Raw genomic sequence first — 22,844 nt, 5'->3', positions numbered from 1 at the left:
TCGCAATCCACACCGAACCCGGAAGGCCCTCACTCGTTCAAGATCACTCTCCAGTGATCGCTGTCACCAACCTCCGTGGACAGAACACCTAGGCCAGCCCACGCCGGGCAACCGCAGGCTCCCGCCACCCCGCAATCGCCCCCACCATCTCCAACACCTGCCGCGTCTCCGCGACCTCATGCACCCGGTACACCTGCGCCCCCAGCCACGCGGACACCGCGGTCGTAGCCAACGTCCCCACCACCCGCTCCTTCACGGGCCGATCCAACGTCTCCCCGACAAAGTCCTTGTTGGACAACGACACCAGCACCGGCCACCCCGTGGCGACCATCTCCCCCAGCCGCCGGGTCGCCTCCAGACTGTGCCGCGTGTTCTTCCCGAAGTCATGCCCGGGGTCGATCATGATCGACTCCCGCGGCACGCCCAGCTCCAGCGCCCGCTCCGCCAGCCCGACCGTCACGTCCAGGATGTCGGCCATCACGTCGTCGTACTCCACCCGGTGCGGCCGGGTCCGCGGCTGCGCACCACCCGCGTGTGTGCACACCAACCCCACCCCGTACCGCGCGGCGACCTCGGCGAGCGCCGGATCCACCCCGCCCCACGCGTCGTTCAGCAGGTCGGCCCCGGCCTCGCACACGGCCTCGCCGACCTCGGCCCGCCAGGTGTCCACGCTGATGACCACGTCCGGGAAGCGCCGCCGCACCTCCGCGACGAAACCGACCGTGCGCCGGGCCTCCTCCGCGGCCGTGACCTCCTCGCCCGGCCCGGCCTTCACCCCGCCGATGTCGATGATCGCGGCTCCCTCGGCGACCGCCTGCTCCACGCGTGCGAGGGCCGGCTCGTCGCGGAAGGTCGCGCCCCGGTCGTAGAAGGAGTCCGGGGTCCGGTTCACGATCGCCATGATCACCGGCTCGTGCGGCCCGAATTCCCGCCTGCCCAGCCTGAGCATCCGCTGTGACCTTTCCTGGTACGTCCCCGTTTTCCGCCGCCTGCGACCCTAACGGTCGGACTCGCATGGCACGATCGGAGCCTGACACCATCGGTGTCCGAAGACACCGACAGATCCGACCGTGGGGGCTCCGCGATGGTTATGTTCCTGTTCCTGGTCGTCGCGCTAGCCGTCGTGGTCGCCGCGGTGACCCTCGCCGTGGTGGGCGGTGGCGAGAACGGCCCGCTGCCCGAGGCCGCCCCCGAGCGGCTGCGGGACCCGCTGCCCCCGGACCGCCCGGTCGACCGTGCCGACGTGGAAGGCCTGCGTTTCCCCCTCGCCGCCCGCGGCTACCGCATGGCCGACGTGGACGACGCCCTCAGCCGCCTGGGCGCCGAGCTCGCCGAGCGCGACGCCCGTATCGCCGACCTGGAGTCGGCCCTGGCGGGCGCCAGAACAGCCGCCGGACACGGCCCGCGGTCCGGGGAGAACAGCTCCGGGCAGAACCACGTCTCCATGGACAAGCCGGCCCCGCGCCAGGAGGACCGGCCATGAGCGACGGCGCCGCCCTCGCCGGGCCGGACGGCGCGCTGCGCTGCCCCTGGGCCCTGTCCGCCCCCGAGTACGTGACGTACCACGACGAGGAGTGGGGCCGCCCGGTCCACGGCGACGACGCGCTCTACGAGCGCCTCAGCCTGGAGGCCTTCCAGTCCGGCCTGTCCTGGATCACGATCCTGCGCCGCCGCCCCGGCTTCCGCGCCGCCTTCGCCGACTTCAAGATCGCCTCGGTGGCGGCCTTCACCGACGAGGACCGCGAGCGCCTCCTGGCCGACGCCGGCATCATCCGCAACCGCGCCAAGATCGACGCGACGCTCGCCAACGCGCGAGTGCTGGCCGAGTGGGCCCCGGGAGAACTGGACGAGCTGATCTGGTCGCACGCCCCCGAGCCGGGCACCCGCCCGGTCCCGAAGGCGCTCTTTGACGTCCCGGCCGTCACCCCTGAGTCGACGGCCCTGTCCAAGGCACTGAAGAAGCGGGGCCTGCGCTTCGTCGGCCCGACGACGGCGTACGCGCTGATGCAGGCCTGCGGACTGGTCGACGACCACCTCCAGGCCTGCGTCGCGCGTCGTATCTGACGGCCGCCGCGGCAGGTCAGCGGTTCGATCAGCGGCCGGGTCAGCGGCCCAGGTAGTGGGGCTTCTCCTTGTTGACGAAAGCCCGCACGGCGATCGCGTGGTCCTCGGAGGACCCGGCCCGGGTCTGGAGCTCGTCCTCCTTCTCCAGCGTCTCCGCCAGGGAGTGCGTCAGCCCGTAGGCCATCGACTCCTTCAGGGCCGCGTAGGCCACCGTCGGCCCCTCGGCCAGGGCCCGCGCCACCTTCTCGGCCTCCGCGCGCAGCTCGGCGGCCGGCACCAGCCGGTTGGCGATGCCGAGCTCGTACGCCTCCTGCGCGCTGATGCTCCTGGGGAAGAGCAGCAGGTCAGCCGCCCGCCCGGGGCCGATCACCCGCGGCAGGGTCCACGAGATCCCTGAGTCGGCGGTCAGCGCCACCCCGGCGAACGAGGTGTTGAACGCGGCCGTGTCCGCCACGATCCGGTAGTCCGCCGCGAGCGCGAAGCCGAAGCCCGCCCCGGCCGCCACGCCGTTCACGGCGGCGACGACCGGCTTCGCGGCCTCGGCCAGCGCCCGCACGATCGGGTTGTAGTGCTCCCGCACCGTGCTCATGGTCTGCCCCGAACCGGTCTCCCGGTCCTCGGTCAGCAGGCCGATGTGCTCCTTGAGGTCCTGTCCGACACAGAACGCCCGGTCACCGGCGGCCGTCAGCAGCACCGCCCGTACGGCGGTGTCGTCCGCCGCGGCCCTGACCGCGTCCCGCAGGGCGACCTTGGCCGCCACGTTCAGCGCGTTCATCGCCTCCGGGCGGTTCAGCGTGATCGTCGCGAGTCCGTCGCGCACCTCGTAGAGCACGGTGTCGGCCATGGAGTATCCCCTCCGTGTCGCTGCTCGGGGACGTACCGGCCGGTACGTCCCGGGTCTGAGAGACAGCATGACCGAGATCGCCGACGGCCGACCGGACCGGACGTGTGACCTGCGTCAAAGAATTCTCGCCCGTTTCCGTTCGGCGGATGTGTGTGCGGGGGCGGAGTATCGCAGTCACATCGCCGAATTGAGTGGTTTTGCTCGCGGGCGTTGCCCAAGCGATGCCGACTGATGTTGGTCATCGGGTCCTGAGATGCGGGATAATGGCCTGGAAGCAATGTGTTCGATGCCGGTGTCGCGTGTCCTGCCTCAAGGACCGCACTGTGCCCTTCTTCAGGGGGCCCGTCGGCCTTGACGATGAGCTGGGTTTCAGGAAGGGGAACGAGCATGGCGGCCATGAAGCCGCGGACGGGTGACGGCCCGCTCGAGGTGACCAAGGAGGGGCGGGGCATCGTCATGCGCGTTCCGCTCGAAGGCGGCGGTCGGCTCGTCGTCGAGCTGACCCCGGACGAGGCCGACGCCCTGGGCGACGCCCTCAAGAAGGTCGTCGGCTGACGCGCAAGCGACCATACCCTTTCAGCTGCCCCGGCATCACATGAGGTGCCGGGGCGGCTGTTTTCTCACCGATGTCTTTCGCCTGCCCCGGGTTCGGCCCGACTAACGTGCTGCCCGGCTACCGTTTCACCGCGCACAGCAGTCCGTCGCCCACCGGCAGCAGGGACGGCAGCAGCTCCTGGCTCTCGCGCACCGCGCGCAGCAGTTCCCGCAGCCGCAGCACCTCGGTGGGCTGGGGACCGGAGTCCACCGTCCGGCCGTTCGCGAAGGCGCCCTCGAAGACGACGAGCCCGCCGGTGCGCAGCAGCCGCAACGATTCGGCGAGGTAGTCCATGACCTCCAGGCGATCGCCGTCGCAGAAGACCAGGTCGTAGCCGGCGTCGGCGAGGCGGGGCAGCACGTCCAGGGCGCGGCCCGGGATGAAACGGGCCCGGTTGCTGGCGAAACCGGAGGCGCGGAAGGCCTGGCGGGCGAACTGCTGGTGCTCCGGCTCGGGGTCCACGGTGGTCAGAACACCGTCGGGGCGCATACCGTGCAGGAGGTGGATCCCGGAGACACCGCAGCCGGTCCCGATCTCGGCGACGGCCTTGGCGTCGACGGAGGCGGCCAGCAACCGCAGCGCGGAGCCCGTGCCGGGCGACACCGAGCGCAGACCCGCCTCACGGGCCCGGTCGCGGGCCCAGCGCAGCGCGTCGTCCTCGGCGACATAGGCGTCGGCGAACGCCCAGCTCGTCTGCCGGTTGCCGGTAATGACCCTCTCCTGTCCCCGTGAATGCCTGGGCGTGACTGTATCCGTTGGGCCCGGGAACCCGCAGATGGGACCGGTCGTTTATAGGGGCAAGCGAATGGCGCGGGTCGTGACGGGGGGCAGGCAGTGGATCGAGGCGCCGAGCAAGGGCCGACGCAGCAGTACGAGGCGTATCAGCCCAGATCAAATTCTCGTAAAACCGCTTATCCGGTCCTAACGGGCGAGGTGGCTATGGTAGGGGCTCCACTGGACACCACCAGAGCTGACAGGGGAGGTGCGGCCGCGCCTGCGGACAGGGGAGGAGTGCTCCGGCGCTTCTTCACATCGGCGGGCAGGCCGACATCCGTGAACGACACTGCTGACCACAGCCACGCCGCTGACTTCGCCCAGACCGCGACCTTCACCACCGACGCGGACGGGCAGGCGTGGACTCCGCCCACGTGGGAGGAGATCGTCAGCACGCACAGCGGCCGGGTCTACCGGCTCGCCTACCGTCTGACCGGCAACCAGCACGACGCCGAGGACCTCACGCAGGAGGTCTTCGTCCGTGTCTTCCGTTCCCTGTCGACGTACACGCCGGGCACCTTCGAGGGCTGGCTGCACCGCATCACGACGAACCTGTTCCTGGACATGGTCCGCCGCAAGCAGCGCATCCGTTTCGACGCGCTCGGCGAGGACGCGGCCGAGCGGCTGCCGAGCAAGGAGCCCTCGCCGCAGCAGGTCTTCAACGACGCGCACTTCGACGCGGACGTCCAGCAGGCCCTCGACACCCTCGCCCCCGAGTTCCGCGCCGCGGTCGTCCTGTGCGACATCGAAGGACTGTCGTACGAGGAGATCGCCGCGACCCTCGGCGTCAAGCTCGGCACGGTCCGTTCGCGGATCCACCGGGGCCGCTCCCAGCTGCGCAAGGCCCTCGCGCACCGCTCTCCTCAGGCGCGCGCCGAGCGCCGCTCCTTCGTCCCCCGTGTACCCGCACTGGGGGGAGGGGGCGCGAGCGCGTGAGCGGATCACGGCCGAAAGCTTCCGAGGGCCACCTCGCAGAGCAGCACCTGGGAGACCGACTCTCCGCCCTGGTGGACGGAGAGCTCGGTCATGACGCGCGTGAGCGCGTACTGGCGCATGTGGCCACCTGCCCGAAGTGCAAGGCGGAGGTGGACGCCCAGCGCCGGCTGAAGAACGTCTTCGCGGAGGCGGCCCCGCCGCCCCCTTCCGAGAGCTTCCTGGCCCGTCTGCAGGGACTACCCGCGGGCGGCGGCCCGGACGGTGATGCCCCGCCGCCGGGCGGGGGAGCGCTGCCCGGCGGACTGTCAGGACGGTTCGGATCGTCCGGGGCCCTCGGGGCGAAGCGCGGCGACCGGTTCGAGTTCGGGTACGTCCCGGCCCGGCCGCACGTCCCCGTGCTGCCGTCCTCCGCCGGGAGCCGGAGACGTCCTTCGGGCGCAGGCCTGCCGTCCGACGACCGCGGTCTTCCCGCGGGCAGCCGGGGCTTCCCTATCCACGACGTCGGGCGGCACGAGCCCGACAGATCCTCCTCCCGCCTGCGGTTCGCCTTCGCGGCCGCCGGAGCCGTGTCCCTGGCCGCGATCGCACTGGGCGGTGTCACCGGCGGCACCGCGGCCGACCCGGAGGCCCGCGGCGGCGCCGGCGCGGGAAGCAACGTGACACCGATGCGCACACAGGGCACCGGCGCCGCGACTCAGCCCGAAACCCAGCGGCGCCGCAGTACGGGGCCGTTGCTCGGGCAGATCCACGGCCAGAGTGTGCTCGGCCGCGCCCCCGTCGCCCCGACCGAAGTGTCCGCACCGCTGCTGCCGGGTGTGCCGCACTCCGCCGCGGGGCAGCAGGCCGTCCACGCGCTGGCCGCCCCGGTGATGGCCGGTGCCGCCGTCGTGTCCCCGCTGATACGTCCGCTCGAGGCGGCCCCGCCCGCCGTCCTCACCTCGTGGTCGACGGTCCCCGAGATCGCGGCTCCCCTGCTCGCCGTGCCCCTCCCGGACACGACCTCGTCCCCCTCTTCTCCCGCCTCCTCCCGTACGGCCCGCTGACCGGCCGCTGCGCGGCGGCGAGCGAACCTGATTGAATCCGGGGGTGGCGCCCGCGGCCGAGGCGTGGCCGTGGCGCCGATTCGACGAACTGCGGCTACCGCCGTCGAGCCGTGCCGCGGCTGTGGGGAGAGCATGAACGAGGGGAAGCCCACGAAGGCCAAGTGGTGGAGCCGTCCTCGGCCGCAGGGCCTTTCGGGGGAGCCGGACAGTACGGGGCAGACGCCGGCGGCCCCGGCCGACACCGACGGTGACTTCGAGCTGGCGCGGCCTGCCGTGCGGCAGGACGAGACCGGCGGCGACTACGAGCTGAGCCGCCCCGAGCGGCCACCGGCCGACGCCGCCGGGACACCCGCCCGGGGTGCCGAGGCCGACGTTGCCGCCACGACCGCCGTGCCGGCCCAGGGCGGACTCGCCGGGAGCCCGGCGGAGGCCCGGGGCGGGGCTGCCGGGGAGCCTGCGGAGGCCGGGAGCGCTGTGGAGGCCGGGGACGTCCCCACCGCCGTGTCGGGCCCGGGCGGAGCTGCCGGGAGCGCTGTCGAGGCTGTGGGCGTCCCTTCCGCCGTGCCCGCCCAGGGTGGGGTCGGCGGGAGTGCCGTAGAGGCCGGGAGCGTCCCTTCCGTCGTGCTGGGCGATGGTGGGGCCAAGCCACTGCATGATCCCGACCCGTACAGCACGCCGCCCTACGGTGAGCCCGGGCCCTGGGCGCCCGCGCCGCCGGTGCAGCATCCGGCGGCGACCCCGGCGCACGGCGTGGTGACGGCGGACCGGCCGGCCATGCCCGGCACGCCCGTCGCGCCACCGCAGGGGGCACCGGCGGCGCCTCCCGGCCTGCCCGCGCCCGCCGGGCCCCTGCCGCCCCCCGGCGCCCCCGCGCCGGTGCCCGCCGCGGCCGGCTACGCCGACACCCAGCACCCGGCCCCCGCCCCCGGCCCCTGGCAGCGCTACGACCCCTGGGCGGCCCCCGGAGGCCAGGGCGCCCTGCAGCAGAACGGGGCCGGAGTGCTCAGCACGGAGCAGCGGCGCCGCCGGGGCAGGAAGGCGCTGGCCGGTGGTGCGGTGCTGCTCGCGCTGGTGTCCGGCGGTGTCGGCGGCGGCATCGGGACGTATCTGGAGCGGAACGGCGGCATCGGCACCGTCGAACTGCCGCAGGCCGGGAAGGAGCCCGCCGGGCGGGACGCGGACAGTGTGGCCGGGATCGCCGGGCGGGCCCTGCCCAGCGTGGTCACGCTGCATGTGAGCGGCTCCGGCGAACAGGGCACGGGCACCGGCTTCGTGCTCGACACCCGAGGGCACATCCTCACCAACAACCACGTCGTGCGCGCCGCCGGATCCACCGGCGAGATCACCGTGACCTTCAACGGCGGGGAGACCGCACAGGCCGAGCTCGTCGGCCGGGACAGCGGCTACGACCTCGCCGTCGTGAAGGTGAAGGGCGTGCGCGGACTCACCCCGCTGGCCCTCGGCAACTCGGACAACGTGCAGGTCGGCGACCCTGTCGTGGCCATCGGAGCGCCCTTCGACCTGGCCGGCACCGTCACCTCCGGCATCATCAGCGCCAAGCAGCGGCCCATCACGGCGGGCGGCGAGAAGGGCGACGGCAGCGACGTGTCGTACGTCGACGCGCTCCAGACCGACGCCCCCATCAACCCGGGCAACTCGGGCGGGCCCCTGCTCGACGCCAAGGCCCGGGTCATCGGCATCAACTCGGCCATCCGCTCCGCGGACAGCGGCTCCGACCTGGACGGCGGCCAGGCCGGCTCGATAGGCCTCGGCTTCGCCATACCCATCAACCAGGGCAAGCGCGTCGCCGAGGAACTGATCAACACCGGGAAGGCGACCCACCCGGTCATCGGCATCACCCTCGACATGGACTACACGGGCGACGGAGCCCGCGTCGCCACCGAGGGCGGTGACGGCGGACCGCCGGTGACCGTGGGCGGTCCGGGCGCCAAGGCCGGCATCAAGGCGGGCGATGTCATCACGGAGGTCGACGGCCGGCGCGTCCACTCCGGCGAGGAACTGATCGTCAAGACCCGTGCCCGCCGCCCCGGCGACCGTCTGGAGCTGACCGTGGAGCGTGCCGGCAAGGAGCGGACGGTGTCGCTCGTCCTCGGGTCCGCCGGCGGCGGCTGAGTCGTGATGTCCGGCACGTACAGGGACGAAGAAGGCAAACATTCGGGAAAGCGCTCCCACTGGCCGCACTCGGAGGTCTCGGGACGGTACCGGTCGGACAGGATCGCCGGGTACCGTGGATCCGGCCCGGACCACGGCAAGACCCGCATGACCACCGAGGGCCGAGGACCGAGGACATCGCAAGGAGCTTCAGGTGTTCAATGACATAGGACCACTCGAGCTGGTGACGCTCGTCGTCCTCGCCGTGCTCGTCTTCGGTCCGGACAAGCTCCCGAAGGTCATCCAGGACGTGACGCGCACGATCCGGAAGATCCGTGAGTTCTCGGAGAGCGCCAAGAACGACATCCGGGAGGAACTGGGCCCGGAGTTCAAGGACTTCGAGTTCGAGGATCTCAACCCCAAGACGTTCATCCGCAAGCAGCTGGACAACGAGGACCTGGGGCTCAAGGAGATCCGCAACGGCTTCGACCTGAAGAAGGAGATGGCCGAGGTCACCGACGCCGTCCACAGCCGGGACTCCGACCCGTCCTCCTCCTCGTCGTCCTCCGGCTCGTCCGGCGGCCGTATCGACATGACGAAGAAGCCCGAGATCCCTGAACAGGACGACCGGCCGCCCTTCGACATGGACGCCACCTGAGGCGACACCGGGGCGTACCCCCCGGCACGCGTGACGCGTTTCATACTCCGGTCGGGCTGTGTACGGCCTGAACCGGGCTCCCGTGCGGCCCACGCGCCGGGCGGTTTCCCTGCTGCTCGCAGCGGTGTGGCTATGCTGCCGAGTTGATGGGCGGGCCGTACTGGACCAGCAACGCCGCCCGAAGGGGGGCGGGCCGTTCCGGCCCGACGAGAGCGAGGAGGCGTCCGGGCATATGGAGACGACGAGTCGGGAAGTCGCACAGGCGCCGGCCGCGGAGGGCGGACAACAGGTCCCCTCCGCCCGGCGCACGGTCGACGGCTACCTGCGCGCGCCCTTCCCGTGGTACGGCCTCGACGAGGCGTTCACGGGGCCGCGCTGGCTGATGCAGGTCGGTACGACGGCCGACGGAGCCGTGGAACACGGGTCGATCGGGCACGGTGACGAGCCCACGGTGCGCAACGAGCATGCCGCCGGGGGTGATCAGGAGGCCAAGGAGAAGTTCGCGGTCGTGGTGACCGTGGCGGCGAATCCCTCACGGCGCAGTGCGGACGGCACGGGGCTGCTGGAGGCGACGACGGTGTCTTCGGCGGCGTGGCTCGCGGGCGTGGGGCTGCTGTCCTTCACATGGCCCGGGCAGATGGACCACTCCCTGCGGGACGACTGGCTGGAGCAGCAGACCGAGACGGCGTGGGTGCTGGCGGATGACCTGGACGGGGCCGACTGGTCGACGTTGTCGCTGCCGGTGGACGGTGTGCCGACGGCGTTCCACTACCGGGAGTCCGAGTTCGGGTGGGTGCTGGCCGGGTCGACGTCCTCGGGCGTGCATGTGGGGGCGTACGGGCGGGGCATGAGTGCGTATGGGCTCGGCTTCGCCGTGGTCAAGGACATCGCCGCTTACGCGTGAGTGTGGGGCGCCGGGTTCGGTTCGGCGCCCCTTCGCCGTAGGGATTCCTGCCGTGGGGCGGGTGCGGGTCGTCTGTGGTTGTTCGCGCAGTTCCCCGCGCCCCTGAGGGGGCTGCCCCCAAGGGCGTTTCAGATCTCTCTAGAACTTGTTCCGCGGGGTGATCCCCAGGGACAGGCCCGAAAGGCCCCGCTGGCGTCCTCCCAGCTTCCCCGCGATCGCGCGCAGGGCCGAGCCCGCCGGGGAGTCCGGGTCCGTCAGGACCACCGGCCGGCCGTCGTCGCCGCCCTCGCGGAGGCGGACGTCGATGGGGATGTTGCCGAGGACCGGGACGTTCGTGCCGGTCGTGCGGGTCAGGCCGTCGGCGACGACCTGACCGCCGCCCGTGCCGAAGACGTCGACCATCTCGCCGCAGTGCGGGCAGGGCAGGCCGGACATGTTCTCCACCACGCCGACGATCTTCTGGTGGGTCTGGACGGCGATGGAGCCGGCGCGCTCGGCGACCTCGGCGGCGGCCTGCTGCGGGGTCGTGACGACCAGGATCTCGGCGTTCGGGACGAGCTGCGCGACGGAGATCGCGATGTCGCCGGTGCCGGGCGGCAGGTCCAGCAGGAGGACGTCCAGGTCGCCCCAGTACACGTCCGCCAGGAACTGCTGGAGGGCGCGGTGGAGCATCGGGCCGCGCCAGACGACCGGGGCGTTGCCCGGGGTGAACATGCCGATGGAGATGACCTTCACGCCGTTCGCCGACGGCGGCATGATCATGTTCTCGACCTGGGTCGGACGGCCGTCGGCGCCCAGCATGCGCGGCACGCTGTGGCCGTAGATGTCGGCGTCGACGACACCGACCTTGAGGCCGTCGGCCGCCATCGCCGCCGCCAGGTTCACCGTCACCGAGGACTTGCCCACGCCGCCCTTGCCGGACGCGACCGCGTAGACGCGGGTCAGGCTGCCCGGCTTGGCGAAGGGCACCTCGCGTTCGGTCTGGCCGCCGCGCAGGGCGGACGCCAGCTCGCGGCGCTGCTCGTCGCTCATCACGTCCAGCGTGACGTCGACGCGGGTCACGCCCTCGACCGCCGAGACCGCGTCGGTCACGCGCTGCGTGATCGTGTCCCGCATCGGGCAGCCCGAGACCGTCAGGTACACGGTGACCGCGACCGCCCCGTCCGCGTCGATCTCCACGGATTTGACCATCCCGAGTTCGGTGATGGGCTTGTGGATCTCGGGGTCGTTCACCGTCGCCAGTGCCTCGCGCACCGCGTCTTCCGTAGCCATAAGGACGATGGTACGGCGCTGTACCGGTGCGTAGGGAAGCGTCTCAGCGGTCGTCTGCGTCACGTCCCCGTGACCGTTCCGCCGGGAATACGACCGGGTCGTGACGGTGGCCGTTGTGCCGCTCCTCCAGTTCCTTGACCACGTCCTGGAGTTCCGAGCGGATCCAGTCGCGGGTGGCGACCTCGCCGAGGCCGATGCGCAGGGCCGCGACCTCGCGGGTCAGGTACTCGGTGTCCGCGATCGACCGCTCGTTCTGCTTGCGGTCCTGCTCCAGATTGACCCGGTCGCGGTCGTCCTGCCGGTTCTGCGCGAGCAGGATCAGCGGGGCGGCGTAGGAGGCCTGGAGCGACAGCATCAGGGTCAGGAAGATGAACGGGTACTCGTCGAAGCGCAGGTCGCGCGGGGCGAGGCTGTTCCAGGCGACCCACAGGATGATGACGGCCGTCATCCAGACCAGGAACCGTCCGGTGCCGAGGAAGCGCGCGATGCGTTCCGACAGCCGTCCGAAGGCCTCCGGGTCGTACTCGGGCAGGATCCGGCGCTTGGGCACGCCCGGCTGGTCGAGGCGGGCGGTGCGGGGCCGGCCCGCGGCCGTCGAGCCGGACGGCGTGCGCTCGCGCAGGGTCTCGCGCTCAGGAACCATCGCTGGCCACCTCCTCCTCGGCCAGGTGGAACTCCGTCTCCCGCCAGTCCTCCGGGAGCATGTGGTCGAGTACGTCGTCCACGGTCACCGCGCCCAGCAGCGAGCCGGCCTCGTCGACGACGGGCGCCGCGACCATGTCGTACGTGGCGAAGAACCCGGCGATGGCGGGCAGGTCGGCGTCGGGGTCGAGTGGTTGCAGGTCGCTGTCCAGGATCGAGCTGACCAGGGAGGGCGGTGGCTCGCGCAGCAGGCGCTGGAAGTGGACCGTGCCGAGGTACTTGCCGGTCGGTGTCTCGTCCGGTGGCCGGCAGACGTAGACCTGGGCGGCCAGTGCGGGGGAGAGGTCGGGGTTGCGGACGCGGGCGAGGGCGTCGGCGACGGTGGCGTCCGGGCGCAGCACGATCGGCTCGGTGGTCATCAGACCGCCCGCCGTGCGGTCCTCGTACGACATCAGGCGCCGCATGTCGGCCGCGTCGCCGGGCTGCATCAGGCTCAGCAGCCGCTCCCGCTCGTCCGTCGGCAGCTCGCCCAGCAGGTCGGCCGCGTCGTCGGGGTCCATGGCCTCCAGGACGTCGGCGGCGCGTTCCTCCTTCAGCTTGCCGAGGATCTCGATCTGGTCGTCCTCCGGGAGTTCCTCCAGCACATCGGCCAGCCGGTCGTCGTCGAGGGCGGCGGCGACCTCGGCCCGGCGCTTGGGGGAGAGGTGGTGCAGGACGTTGGCCAGGTCGGCGGGGCGCAGCTGCTCGAACGTGGCGAGCAGGTTCTCGGCGCCCTGCCCCTGCTCCTCCAGCGAGAAGCCGGTGACGGCGGTCCACTCGACGGTCAGCGCCTCGCCCTTGGCGCGCCGGAAGGCACTGCCCTTGCGGCCCTTGCGGACGAAGACCCGGTCGATCTCCCACTCCCGGCGGGCCGGCAGCTGATGCACCGACAGATCGAGGACGGTGACCTCCTCGCCGGTCTCGGTGAGCGTGACGCGGCGGTCCAGCAGCTCCCCGAAGACCAGCCGCTCCGTGGGCCGCTGCTCGAAACGCCGGACGTTGAGCACGCCGGTGGTGATGACCTGCCCGGACTGGATGGCGGTGACCCGGGTCATCGGCAGGAAGATGCGGCGGCGGGTGGCGAGTTCGACGACGAGGCCGAGCAGCCGCGGCGGTCGCTGTCCCATCCGCAGCATGACGACCAGATCGCGGACACGCCCCACCTGGTCGCCGGCGGGGTCGAAGACGGCGACACCGGAGAGGTGCGAGACGAAGATCCGGGGGGCGCCCGCTGGCATGGCCGCGGCTCCTTTTCGTGCGGGGTGTTCCGTGGTGCCTGACTGTGTGCCTGGCTGTGTCTTTGTCTGTGTGTCTGTCTGCGTGCCTGTCTTTTCCGAATTGCCCGCTCGGGTGGGCTTCAGGCTAGCCCGTCCTGATCGGGGACGCGTCGGCGGGCGCTCCGGACGGACTGGCTCCGACCTGCCCGCATCTCCCCGGTACCCTGCGGTACGCCGTTCAGGTCTCCCGTCAGAGAGGCAGCCCCACCTGTGACTCCGATTCGCCAGGGCCGCAACGACCGTGCCGCACTCGCGAGCGTGATGTGCGTACTGGCCGTGACCGGGACGGTGCTCACGGGCTGTGCGGAGGATCCGAACGAGGGCACCAACGGGGTCGGCAGACTGCCCGCCGAGAAGATCCAGGCCAAGACCCGTACGGCCGCCGAATCCGCCGGGGCGGTCCGGGTGCACGGCAGCGTCGTCAGCGGCGGGCGCACCTACGCGCTCGACATGCGGCTGAAGACCGACGGCGGCGAGGGGTCGGTCACCACCAAGGGGACGACCTTCCGGCTGCTGCGCGTCGGCGAGCAGCTCTTCGTCAAGGCCGACGCGGCGTTCTGGAGTCATGGCGCGGCCCAGGGCGGGGGCGGCAAGGCGGATGCCGCCGCGGCCGCCAAGCTCGGCGGCAAGTTCGTGAAGGTGCCGCAGGGCGACCCTTCGTACAAGAAGTTCAGCGGTTTCACGGACAAGAGTGTCCTCCTCGACGGTCTGCTGACCCTGCACGGCAAGCTCGCGACCGAGGGCCACGACGAGCAGGCGGGCATCCACACCATCCGCATCTCGGGCGGCAAGGGCTCCGGCGGCACCCTGGAGGTGTCCCTGGAGGGCAAGCCGTATCCGCTGCGCCTGGAGCGGGCCGGCGGGGCGGGTACCCTCACGTTCTCCGCATGGGGACAGGACTTCTCCCTGAGGGAGCCGGAGAAGAACGAGACGGTCGACTACGGCAGGCAGCTGCCGGCGTCGTAGGCCGTCAGGTCCGTTTGCGCTTCTTCAGCAGCAGGCGGGGCAGGCCCGCCGGGATCGGACGGCGGGTGGTCGCCGGGGTCGGCAGGGGCGGTTCGGACAGGGAGTCGTCGGGCAGCGGCGCCGTCGTCCCGGTCGGCTCCAGGCGCAGCACCCGGCACTCGCGGGCCCAGCGCTCGGTCATGGCCTCGCCGTCGGGCGCGTTCAGCCGTTTGCCCTTGAGCTCGGCGACGGCAGCGTCCCACGCCTCGGAGCCCGGGGCGAGCTGGGTGACCCGGGCCGTCCAGGAGACCAGCCGGCCCCCCTTGTCCTTGCTGCGGACCGTCACCCGGGCCTGGGACCCGTCGGCCAGGCCCGGCAGCGGCTGCTCGCCGGGCCCGTCGCCGACCAGGCACGCGGCACCCTCGTGCCACACGTGCCACAGCGCACGCGCCGGGCCGTCGGGGCCCTGGACCCAGACGAGGCCGGACTTCTTGGTGGCCTCCTCGACGAGGGCCTGGCCGAGCAGCTCGCTTGTCATGGCCCCCAGCCTATCCACGCTGTTCACAGCCAGCCGTTCCGCTTCAGCGTGCGGTGGATGCCCAGGCAGATGACCACCGTGATGCCCATGATCACCGGGTAGCCGTACCGCCAGTGCAGCTCCGGCATGTGGTCGAAGTTCATGCCGTACACCCCGCACACCATCGTCGGCACGGCGATGATCGCGGCCCATGAGGTGATCTTCCGCATGTCCTCGTTCTGCGCCACGGACGCCTGCGCGAGGTTGGCCTGGAGGATGGAGTTGAGCAGTTCGTCGAAGCCGAGGACCTGCTCCTGGACGCGGGCCAGGTGGTCGGCGACGTCCCGGAAGTACTTCTGGATGTCCGGGTCGATCAGCCGCATCGGCCGCTCGCTCAGCAGCTGCATGGGCCGCAGCAGCGGCGACACGGCCCGCTTGAACTCCAGCACCTCGCGCTTGAGTTGGTAGATCCGGCCGGCGTCCGAGCCGCGCGGGGAGCCCTTGCGTCCCGGGGAGAACACCTCGGTCTCGACCTCGTCGATGTCGTCCTGCACGGCGTCGGCGACCGCGATGTAGCCGTCGACGACGTGGTCGGCGATGGCGTGCAGCACGGCCGAGGGGCCCTTGGCCAGCAGCTCGGGGTCGTCCTGGAGGCGGTGCCTGAGGGCTCGCAGGGAGCCCTGCCCGCCGTGCCGGACGGTGATGAAGAAGTCCCGTCCGGTGAAGCACATGACCTCGCCGGTCTCGACGACCTCGCTGTTGGCGTCGAGCTGGTCGTGCTCCACGTAGTGGATGGTCTTGAAGACCGTGAACAGGGAGTCGTCGTAGCGCTCCAGCTTGGGCCGCTGGTGGGCCTGGACGGCGTCCTCGACGGCCAGCGGGTGCAGTCCGAACTCGCTCGCGATGCCGGAGAATTCGGCCTCCGTCGGCTCGTGCAGGCCGATCCACACGAAGCCGCCGTCGCGGCGCACCAGGCGCACCGCCTCGTGCGGCGTGAGCGGGCTCTCCGTCTGGATGCGGCGGCCGTCCCGGTAGATGGCGCAGTCGACGACGGCGGAGGCCGTCGCGGGGCTGCGGGTGGCGTCGTACGTCCCGCCCTCCTTGCGCAGCGACACACGGGACGGACGGACGACGGCGCGCAGGTCGCGGATCATCGACATGGCGGGCTCCTTCGCGACAGGCAACGAAAGGCGCCGGACCCGACAGGTGGAACTACCCGGAATGAGGACGTTGGGACCGATGATGTTTGGCACGTCCACAAAGCGGGGAGCACCGCACCGTCGCGGTGGCGAGTCTCGTTACTGATTCAGCTACTGAGGCAGATCAGGCAAAGCGAAACGAAGCGCTCTTCCGCGTGAAGCGAGTGCGAGAGGTGGCGACCAGCCAGAGCCAGGACAGCTACGTCAGCGGCGGGAAGAGCGTGGTGCTACTGCACGGTCGACTTCGGTCCATTGCAGTCCCACCTCCTCCGGCCGGTCCCTCGTAAGGGAGTTCCTTCGGCGTCGGGGCTTGATCGCGACGCTTCTGCGTGCTGCCCCGAACCACCGGGCAAGAGTATCAGCCGCCCGACGTGTCAAGGCGCTTGTTTGCCCGCTACTGACGAGTTCTATGCTCGCCGCATGGCACATGTTCTTCCTCTGGTCGAGGCCCGGTTGCGCAGCGCGCTGGGCGAACCGGACGGGCGCGCGGCGGTCACCTTCCTGGGTACGGACCGCATCGAGGTGCTCCGCTTCCAGGAGGGAGAGATCGTCCGTTACGCCACACTCGGCATGTCCGAGCACCCCATGACGGACCCCACGGCGGTGGTTGCCGACCCGGTCAAGGGGCCGCGCGCGGAGCTGGTCCTCTCGGTGCGCGCCGGGCTGGCCGACACGGACAAGGTGCTCCGCCCGCTCGCCGTACTCGCCGCGTCTCCGCAGGTGGAGGGCCTGGTCGTGGCCCCGGGAGCCTCGCTCGACGTCGGCGAGCCGCTGTGGCCCGGCGCCCCCTTCACCTCCGTCCTGGTCGCCGAGCCGGGCGGTCTGGTCGAGGATCTGGAGCTCGACGAGCCCCTCGACCCCGTGCGGTTCCTGCCGCTGCTGCCGATGACCCCGAACGAGGCGGCCTGGAAGCGCGTGCACGGCGCCCAGGCGCTCCAGGAGAGGTGGCTGAACCAGGGGACGGACCTCCGGGATCCGTCCCGGAAGTCCGTCCCGCTGGAGTGAGGAAGCTCACCAACCCCTGGCCGAGGAGCGTCAGTTGGCGAAGACGGCGACACCGTCCTCGGTGGCGTGCTTCGGCTCCAGCTCCTCGGCTTCGTGCGTGAGCGCCTTGCGCCGTACGACGACCACGAGCGCGCCCACGACCGCGGTGACGGCCGCCACCACGAACGGGATGTGCAGGTCGGTCCACTCCTCGATCTTCGGCGCGAAGTACGGGGCGGCGGCCGCCGCGAACCAGCGCACGAAGTTGTAGCCCGCGCTCGCCACCGGCCGGGGCGCGTCCGAGACGCCGAGGGCCAGTTCGGTGTAGACGGTGTTGTTCACGCCGATGAAGGCGCCGGACAGGATCGTGCAGACCACGGCGGTGGTGTGGGAGCCGTAGCCGAGCACGAGCACGTCGGCCGCGAGCAGCACCAGCGAACCGCCGAGCACCTTCAGCGAGCCGAACCGCTTCTGCAGCCGCGGTGCCACGATCACCGAGAAGACGGCGAGCAGCACGCCCCAGGCGAAGAACACCGCCCCCGACCGGTACGGGCTCATGTTCAGCACGAACGGGGTGAAGGCCAGCACGGTGAAGAACGTGTAGTTGTAGAAGAACGCCGAGACCGCCGCCGAGGCGAGGCCGCCGTGGCCCAGCGCCCTGACCGGGTCCAGGAGCGAGGTCTTGCGGGCCGGCTTCGGCTGCTCCTTCAGGAACACGGCGATGCACAGGAAGCCGACCGCCATCAGGAACGCCGTGCCGAAGAACGGGTAGCGCCAGCTGGCGTCGCCGAGCAGGGCGCCGAGCAGTGGACCGCATGCCATGCCGAGGCCGAGGGCCGACTCGTACAGCAGGATCGCCGCCGCGCTGCCGCCGGCCGCCGCCCCGACGATGACCGCGAGGGCCGTCGAGACGAACAGCGCGTTGCCGAGACCCCAGCCGGCCCGGAAGCCGACCAGTTCGCCGACGGATCCGGAGGTGCCCGCGAGTCCGGCGAACACCACGACGAACGCGAGGCCGAGCAGCAGGGTCTTCCGGCCGCCGATCCGGCTGGAGACGAAGCCGGTCACCAGCATCGCGACGGCGGTGATGAGGAAGTACGAGGTGAAGAGCAGGGAGACCTGGCCGGCGGTGGCGTGCAGACCCTGGGCGATGGACGGCAGGATCGGGTCGACGAGTCCGATGCCCATGAAGGCGACGACCGACGCCCCGGCAGTCGCCCACACGGACTTGGGCTGCTTCAGAAGCCCGCCCGCTCCGGCGTCGAAGGGGTCCATTGCGTGCTCCCTTTCCCGAACGGAAGTAGTTGGTATATGCACACACTAAGTTAGCTAGACTAATTAATGCAAGTTGCACCTAGTGCCGGGGTGAAGGGTTCCGTCCGGTTGGGTGATCGTCCTTGACGCGACGGGGTGCGGGTAGGACCGTGGGGCCCTATGAGGGGCGAACCCAGTTGCCCGAAGTGCGGTGGCCGGGTCAGGGCTCCCGGCCTCTTCTCCGACTCGTGGCAGTGCGATGTGCACGGCACCGTCCATCCGGTGCAGCCCGTGATACCGCCCAGCGTCGACGCTCTCAACGTCGTGGTGCACCGCACCCAGGTGCCGGTGTGGATGCCCTGGCCGCTGCCGGTGGGCTGGCTGTTCACGGGCGTGGCCTGCGCGGGGGACGATCGCACGGGCGGCCGTGCCACCGCTGTGGCCTGCACGGGGCCCGGGCCGCTCGGCGGGGTGGGTGAGCTGATCCTGGTGGCGGAGGAGCTCGGCGTCGGACTCGGTGCGCGGTACGCCGGCATCGAGGGTCCGGACCCGGGGCCGTACCTCGACGTCGGGAAGCCCGCGCAGGCCAAGGTGCTCGCCGCCGGGCGGCCGACGCCGCTGTGGCATGTGTCCGGTGCGCCGGACGATCGCGCGGTTTTCGCCGGTGAGGCGCTCGGGATGTGGCTGTGGGCGGTCGTGTGGCCCGAGCAGTCGGGGTTGTTGATGTACGACGAGCTGGTGCTGGCGGATCTGCGGGAGGCGGGGGCGGAGGTGGAGCTGGTGCCGTGCGGGGCTCTGTCGCCGCGGTTGCTCGAGCCGTAGCGCCCCGGGGGTGGGGCTTCGGGCGTGCGGGCGGCTGCGGGGGGTCTGTGGCCCCTCGCGCAGTTCCCCGCGCCCCTTCAGGGCGGTGACTGTAGGGGGCGCTTGGGGGGTTCGGGTGTGACAGGGGTAGTCGAAAATGCGGTTATCCTGGAGCAGCCCTGTTCGTCCCGTCCGTGTCTGGAGTCCGCGTCGTGCGTATCGATCTGCACACCCACTCCACCGCTTCCGACGGTACGGACGCTCCCGCCGAGCTGGTGCGGAAGGCCGCCGCGACCGGGCTGGACGTCATCGCGCTGACCGATCACGACACCACCCGCGGCCACGCCGAGGCGATCGCCGCGTTGCCCGAGGGGCTCACGCTGGTCACCGGAGCGGAGCTCTCCTGCCGGCTCGACGGCATCAGCATGCACATGCTGGCCTACCTCTTCGACGCCGAGGAGCCCGCGCTGCTCGCCGAGCGCGAGCTGGTCCGGGACGACCGGGTGCCCCGGGCGCAGGGCATGATCGCCAGGCTTCAGGAGCTGGGCGTGCCCGTGACCTGGGAGCAGGTGGCGCGGATCGCCGGTGACGGATCCGTCGGACGCCCGCACGTGGCGACCGCGCTCGTCGAGCTCGGCGTCGTGCCGACCGTCAATGACGCCTTCACCGAGGACTGGCTGGCCGACGGCGGCCGGGCCTTCGTCGAGAAGCACGAGACCGACCCCTTCGAGGCGATCCGGCTGGTCAAGGGCGCGGGCGGGGTCGCGGTCTTCGCGCACCCCGGGGCGAGCAAGCGGGGGCGTACGGTGCCGGAGGCCGCGATCGCCGAGATGGCCGCGGCCGGGCTGGACGGCATCGAGGTCGACCACATGGACCACGACCCGGACACGCGTGCGCGGCTGCGGGGGCTGGCGAAGGAGCTGGGGCTCCTGGTGACCGGGTCCAGCGATTACCACGGCAGCCGGAAGACGTGTGTGCTCGGGGAGTACACCACGGATCCCGAGGTGTACGGGGAGATCACGCGGCGGGCCTTCGGGGCGTTTCCCGTGCCGGGGGCCGGCGGGGTCTGAGGTTCCTCCTCCGCAAGTCCGTGCCCACAGCGGTCGCGGATGCCCGCTGCCCACGCTCACCGACCCCGCAAGGCCATCACCCTCATGTTCGACCTCGCCGTTTTCGGCTCCCTGTTTCTGACCCTCTTCGTCATCATGGATCCCCCGGGGATCACCCCGATCTTCCTCGCGCTCACCGCCGGACGGCCCGGCAAGGTGCAGAAGCGGATGGCCTTCCAGGCCGTCTGTGTCGCCGGGGGTGTGATCACCGTGTTCGGGCTGCTCGGGCATCAGATCCTGAACTACCTGCACGTGTCCGTGCCCGCGCTCATGATCGCGGGCGGGCTGCTGCTCCTGCTGATCGCGCTCGATCTGCTGACCGGCAAGACGGACGAGCCGAAGCAGACCAAGGACGTCAACGTCGCTCTCGTGCCGCTGGGCATGCCGCTGCTGGCCGGGCCCGGGGCGATCGTGTCCGTCATCCTCGCCGTGCAGAAGGCCCACAGCGTCGCCACACAGGTCTCCGTGTGGATGGCGATCCTCGCCATCCACGTCGTGCTGTGGCTGGTGATGCGCTACTCGCTGGTGATCATCCGGATCATCAAGGACGGCGGTGTGGTCCTGGTGACGCGGCTCGCGGGCATGATGCTGTCCGCGATCGCCGTGCAGCAGATCATCAACGGGGTCACGCAGGTGATCCAGGGGAGCTGAGGCGCCGCCGCGTCAGGGGCGGGTGAGCACGGTACCGATCTCCCTGGCGGGTCCCGGGTGGGCGAGATACTCATCGATCTTGTGCACGCGGTCCCGGCTGTTCTGGACGGCGAGCTGAGTGAGCTTGCCCCACCGCTCGTCCTCCAGGGGACAGCCGACGGCGACCGCGTCGGTGGGGCACCAGACGTTGACCCAGTCGCGGACCTTCGGCGGCCGGTGCGGACCGTGGGTGAGGAGCCGCTCGTTGACGCCGTCCAGCCCGAGCGGACTGCCCGCGGTGACCAGCAGGACGGGGTCGAGGCCCTCCGGGAGCCGGGTCAGCAGGTCCACGCCGACGACCGTGCCCAGGCTGTGCGTGACCAGCACCAGTTCGCCGGTGGCGGGCATCGTCTCCAGGACACTGTCCAGGACGGCTTGCCGCACGGCACCGTCGCCGAGATACAGGTCGACGTCCCGCAGGAACGTGGCGATGGTCCACTCGTCCAGGTCGGATCTGGCGGCGAGCCAGCTCAGCGGCCGGTGCAGGGCGCCGACCAGCCCCGCCCCGAAGCCCTCCGTGGTCGCCGGGCCGTTCTGGGGCATGCCGGCCCGGGCGGCCGCCTCGTGGAGCAGCTGCTCGTAGGAGCCGGTGGGCGACTCGGCGGCGAAGACCTCGGCGGCAGCGGCGGCGCTCACCTCGTCGAGTCCGACGGGCTGGGCCGTGCTCTCCCGCCCGCTCACGAGACCGGCCAGTCTCGTGCCGTAGAACGGGAACCACACGTCCTGCGGGTCGACCGTGGGCAGAGCCGCGAGCGTGAGGCCGCGGTTCAGGCCGGACGTCCACTCCCGGCGGAGGACGTCGGGCTCCTTGCTCTGCTGGTCCCTGCCGTGCAGGAAGACCAGGTGCCGACGCCCGCCGAAGGCGGTGCTGCGGGCCGGGCATCCCTTCTTGGCGCCCGGTGCCCCGGTCGTCCGGGTATCGCTCTCGGTCATGGCCACCGTCATGGGGGTGCCGGGGACCGACGGGGTCGTGACGCCGGGTACGGCCGGTGTGCTGCTCTCCGGCTGGGGTGGTGCGAGGGCTGCCGTGCTCGGGTCCAGGCCGGAGTCCGGGCCCATCTCGGCCAGCAGCGCGCGGCGCCCGGGGTCGAGGTCCAGCTGGGCCAGGTACTTCAGGATCGAGCTGATGCGGACGCCCTCGTTGGCGACCCAGTCGATCGCGTCGTCGCCGTCGCCCTGGCTCCAGGGCCGGCCGTCCTTGCGCAGGACGCGGCCCTGGTCGTCCTTCTTCGGTACGCCGCTGTGGTGCAGCGCCACGACCTCCCACTGGTCGTTGAAGACGGGGGAGCCCGAGTTTCCGGGGAGGGTGTCGGCGCGGTACTGGACGAAGTCGTCGAGCCGCACCAGCAACGCGTTGTCACGCAGAACGATCTCCTTGAGGCGCCCGTCCGGGTGACCGATGATGTTCACCTTCTCGCCGAGCACCAGTTTGCCGAGCTGCACGCTGAGCCGGTTCCAGCCGAAGGCATCACCCGGCGGGCGGCCGTCCTGGGCGGGCATGACCGCCACGAGGGCGAAGTCCAGCCGCTGGTCCGCGGCGAAGAAGGTCCCCGGGTCGAACTCCAGGCGGACGGCGGTGTCGGGGACGTTGTCGACCGTGACCTGCGCGTTGAACTCCGCGAAGCACTGGCGGGCGAAGCCCTCGTCGGGCAGCACGTGGTGGTTGGTCATCAGCAGCCGCGGCGAGACCAGGAAGCCGGTGCCGTACGGAAGCTCGCGGCCGTCGCGGCGCAGGGTGATCCGGGCGACCGTGGCTCCGGCCCTGACCCCGCGCGGCAGGAAGCTCCAGGCCTGGAGTTCGTTCGACAGGTCGATGATGCGTTCGTTGACCTGGGGCTGGTCCATGGCCTCGCCGCGGATGTCCGCCACCACCGCCGAGGGCGGCAGACCGCCGCGGTCGAGGATCCGGTCGGCGCGCACGGCGAGCGCGTCCGGGTTGTCCGGGAACCGCACACCGGCCGCGATCCGGCCCTCGACCCGCTCACGCTCCGCGGCGGAGTCCGCGTACCGCCGCGCGGCCTCGGCTGCGACCCGCTCGTGCAGTTCCTTGTTCGACCGGCCCGTCACGGACATGCCGTCCACCGTCCTGTTCTCGCTCTCGCCGTCCCCCCCCCAGCAGCCAGTACGCCCCCCACCAGGGAGGTCCGCAACAGCACAGCCCCCGCCCGGCCGATGCCGTGCGGGG

Annotated in this window: 23 protein-coding genes; 13 read left to right on the top strand and 10 right to left on the bottom strand. The window is 71.4% G+C overall.

The window, feature by feature from the left end:
- Positions 1 to 88: 88 nt before the first annotated feature.
- Positions 89 to 949 carry a dihydropteroate synthase gene (gene folP, locus ACFZDA_RS32650; RefSeq protein ID WP_391088636.1) on the bottom strand — a complete coding sequence of 287 codons (861 nt, stop codon included), beginning with the start codon at positions 947 to 949 and terminating at the stop codon, positions 89 to 91.
- 135 nt (positions 950 to 1,084) lie between these two features.
- Between folP and ACFZDA_RS32645 the strand changes: the two genes are divergently transcribed.
- Complete coding sequence (locus ACFZDA_RS32645; protein ID WP_391088634.1) at positions 1,085 to 1,483, top strand: DivIVA domain-containing protein; 399 nt, start codon at positions 1,085 to 1,087, stop codon at positions 1,481 to 1,483.
- The gene (locus tag ACFZDA_RS32640) at positions 1,480 to 2,064 is read left to right on the top strand and encodes a DNA-3-methyladenine glycosylase I (RefSeq protein WP_391088632.1); all 585 of its coding nucleotides are present in this window, start codon (positions 1,480 to 1,482) and stop codon (positions 2,062 to 2,064) included. Before ACFZDA_RS32645 ends, ACFZDA_RS32640 begins: the two co-directional genes overlap by 4 nt.
- A 40-nt stretch (positions 2,065 to 2,104) precedes the next feature.
- Here the strand turns inward: ACFZDA_RS32640 and ACFZDA_RS32635 are convergent, their stop codons facing one another.
- Positions 2,105 to 2,908: an enoyl-CoA hydratase-related protein gene (locus tag ACFZDA_RS32635; protein ID WP_391088630.1), complete on the bottom strand. Its 804-nt coding sequence runs from the start codon at positions 2,906 to 2,908 to the stop codon at positions 2,105 to 2,107.
- 387 nt (positions 2,909 to 3,295) lie between these two features.
- Between ACFZDA_RS32635 and ACFZDA_RS32630 the strand changes: the two genes are divergently transcribed.
- A complete protein-coding gene (locus tag ACFZDA_RS32630; RefSeq protein ID WP_003966491.1) occupies positions 3,296 to 3,463 on the top strand; it encodes a DUF3117 domain-containing protein in 168 nt (55 codons plus the stop codon).
- Between the two features lie 118 nt (positions 3,464 to 3,581).
- Here the strand turns inward: ACFZDA_RS32630 and ACFZDA_RS32625 are convergent, their stop codons facing one another.
- The gene (locus tag ACFZDA_RS32625; RefSeq protein WP_391088666.1) at positions 3,582 to 4,280 is read right to left on the bottom strand and encodes a class I SAM-dependent methyltransferase; all 699 of its coding nucleotides are present in this window, start codon (positions 4,278 to 4,280) and stop codon (positions 3,582 to 3,584) included.
- Positions 4,281 to 4,442: 162 nt separating this feature from the next.
- Between ACFZDA_RS32625 and sigE the strand changes: the two genes are divergently transcribed.
- From sigE to ACFZDA_RS32600, 5 genes are all read left to right on the top strand, one after another.
- Positions 4,443 to 5,213, top strand: coding sequence for an RNA polymerase sigma factor SigE (gene sigE, locus ACFZDA_RS32620; protein ID WP_391088628.1), 771 nt, complete (start codon positions 4,443 to 4,445; stop codon positions 5,211 to 5,213).
- Positions 5,210 to 6,256, top strand: coding sequence for a zf-HC2 domain-containing protein (locus tag ACFZDA_RS32615; RefSeq protein WP_391088626.1), 1,047 nt, complete (start codon positions 5,210 to 5,212; stop codon positions 6,254 to 6,256). The genes sigE and ACFZDA_RS32615 overlap by 4 nt, the downstream gene beginning before the upstream one ends.
- A 132-nt stretch (positions 6,257 to 6,388) precedes the next feature.
- Entirely contained in the window at positions 6,389 to 8,389 is a 2,001-nt protein-coding gene (locus ACFZDA_RS32610) for a trypsin-like peptidase domain-containing protein (RefSeq protein WP_391088624.1), read from the top strand.
- Positions 8,390 to 8,582: 193 nt separating this feature from the next.
- Positions 8,583 to 9,026 carry a sec-independent translocase gene (locus tag ACFZDA_RS32605; RefSeq protein WP_391088622.1) on the top strand — a complete coding sequence of 148 codons (444 nt, stop codon included), beginning with the start codon at positions 8,583 to 8,585 and terminating at the stop codon, positions 9,024 to 9,026.
- Positions 9,027 to 9,258: 232 nt separating this feature from the next.
- Positions 9,259 to 9,930, top strand: a complete 672-nt coding sequence (locus ACFZDA_RS32600; protein WP_391088620.1) for a hypothetical protein — start codon at positions 9,259 to 9,261, stop codon at positions 9,928 to 9,930.
- A 138-nt stretch (positions 9,931 to 10,068) separates the two neighbouring features.
- On the opposite strand, the gene ACFZDA_RS32595 is transcribed toward ACFZDA_RS32600, so the two are convergent.
- Genes ACFZDA_RS32595 through ACFZDA_RS32585 form a run of 3 tightly spaced genes read right to left on the bottom strand, consistent with a single transcriptional unit; the run spans position 10,069 to position 13,121 of the window.
- Complete coding sequence (locus ACFZDA_RS32595; protein WP_391088618.1) at positions 10,069 to 11,202, bottom strand: P-loop NTPase; 1,134 nt, start codon at positions 11,200 to 11,202, stop codon at positions 10,069 to 10,071.
- A gap of 43 nt (positions 11,203 to 11,245) precedes the next feature.
- A complete protein-coding gene (locus tag ACFZDA_RS32590; RefSeq protein ID WP_020270840.1) occupies positions 11,246 to 11,845 on the bottom strand; it encodes a DUF1003 domain-containing protein in 600 nt (199 codons plus the stop codon).
- On the bottom strand, positions 11,835 to 13,121 hold the full coding sequence (locus ACFZDA_RS32585) for a magnesium transporter MgtE N-terminal domain-containing protein (RefSeq protein ID WP_391088616.1): 1,287 nt from the start codon (positions 13,119 to 13,121) through the stop codon (positions 11,835 to 11,837). The genes ACFZDA_RS32590 and ACFZDA_RS32585 overlap by 11 nt, the downstream gene beginning before the upstream one ends.
- A 249-nt stretch (positions 13,122 to 13,370) precedes the next feature.
- Here ACFZDA_RS32585 and ACFZDA_RS32580 point away from each other — a divergent pair, with 249 nt between their 5' ends.
- Complete coding sequence (locus tag ACFZDA_RS32580; RefSeq protein ID WP_391088614.1) at positions 13,371 to 14,126, top strand: hypothetical protein; 756 nt, start codon at positions 13,371 to 13,373, stop codon at positions 14,124 to 14,126.
- A gap of 4 nt (positions 14,127 to 14,130) precedes the next feature.
- Here ACFZDA_RS32580 and ACFZDA_RS32575 read toward each other — a convergent pair whose 3' ends face one another.
- Positions 14,131 to 14,643 carry a hypothetical protein gene (locus ACFZDA_RS32575; RefSeq protein WP_391088612.1) on the bottom strand — a complete coding sequence of 171 codons (513 nt, stop codon included), beginning with the start codon at positions 14,641 to 14,643 and terminating at the stop codon, positions 14,131 to 14,133.
- A 23-nt stretch (positions 14,644 to 14,666) separates the two neighbouring features.
- Positions 14,667 to 15,782, bottom strand: coding sequence for a CorA family divalent cation transporter (locus ACFZDA_RS32570; protein ID WP_391088611.1), 1,116 nt, complete (start codon positions 15,780 to 15,782; stop codon positions 14,667 to 14,669).
- A 459-nt stretch (positions 15,783 to 16,241) separates the two neighbouring features.
- On the opposite strand from ACFZDA_RS32570, the gene ACFZDA_RS32565 reads away from it, so the two are divergent.
- Entirely contained in the window at positions 16,242 to 16,826 is a 585-nt protein-coding gene (locus ACFZDA_RS32565) for a suppressor of fused domain protein (RefSeq protein WP_391088608.1), read from the top strand.
- Positions 16,827 to 16,856: 30 nt separating this feature from the next.
- On the opposite strand, the gene ACFZDA_RS32560 is transcribed toward ACFZDA_RS32565, so the two are convergent.
- Positions 16,857 to 18,080, bottom strand: coding sequence for an MFS transporter (locus ACFZDA_RS32560; RefSeq protein WP_391088607.1), 1,224 nt, complete (start codon positions 18,078 to 18,080; stop codon positions 16,857 to 16,859).
- A 159-nt stretch (positions 18,081 to 18,239) separates the two neighbouring features.
- Between ACFZDA_RS32560 and ACFZDA_RS32555 the strand changes: the two genes are divergently transcribed.
- The 3 genes from ACFZDA_RS32555 to ACFZDA_RS32545 all read left to right on the top strand — a co-directional run bounded on the left by ACFZDA_RS32555 (position 18,240) and on the right by ACFZDA_RS32545 (position 20,620).
- On the top strand, positions 18,240 to 18,881 hold the full coding sequence (locus ACFZDA_RS32555; protein WP_391088605.1) for a DUF6758 family protein: 642 nt from the start codon (positions 18,240 to 18,242) through the stop codon (positions 18,879 to 18,881).
- Between the two features lie 191 nt (positions 18,882 to 19,072).
- Positions 19,073 to 19,930 carry a PHP domain-containing protein gene (locus ACFZDA_RS32550; protein WP_391088603.1) on the top strand — a complete coding sequence of 286 codons (858 nt, stop codon included), beginning with the start codon at positions 19,073 to 19,075 and terminating at the stop codon, positions 19,928 to 19,930.
- A gap of 84 nt (positions 19,931 to 20,014) precedes the next feature.
- Complete coding sequence (locus tag ACFZDA_RS32545) at positions 20,015 to 20,620, top strand: MarC family protein (RefSeq protein WP_391088601.1); 606 nt, start codon at positions 20,015 to 20,017, stop codon at positions 20,618 to 20,620.
- A gap of 12 nt (positions 20,621 to 20,632) precedes the next feature.
- Here ACFZDA_RS32545 and ACFZDA_RS32540 read toward each other — a convergent pair whose 3' ends face one another.
- Positions 20,633 to 22,732 carry a trypsin-like peptidase domain-containing protein gene (locus ACFZDA_RS32540; RefSeq protein WP_391088600.1) on the bottom strand — a complete coding sequence of 700 codons (2,100 nt, stop codon included), beginning with the start codon at positions 22,730 to 22,732 and terminating at the stop codon, positions 20,633 to 20,635.
- Between the last annotated feature and the right edge of the window lie 112 nt (positions 22,733 to 22,844).

The organism is Streptomyces sp. NPDC007991, from assembly GCF_042958445.1.
In the GTDB taxonomy this organism is placed as follows: Bacteria; Actinomycetota; Actinomycetes; order Streptomycetales; family Streptomycetaceae; genus Streptomyces.
The sequence above is the reverse complement of the archived record's forward strand: the minus strand, read 5'-3'. Positions and strand labels throughout refer to the sequence as shown.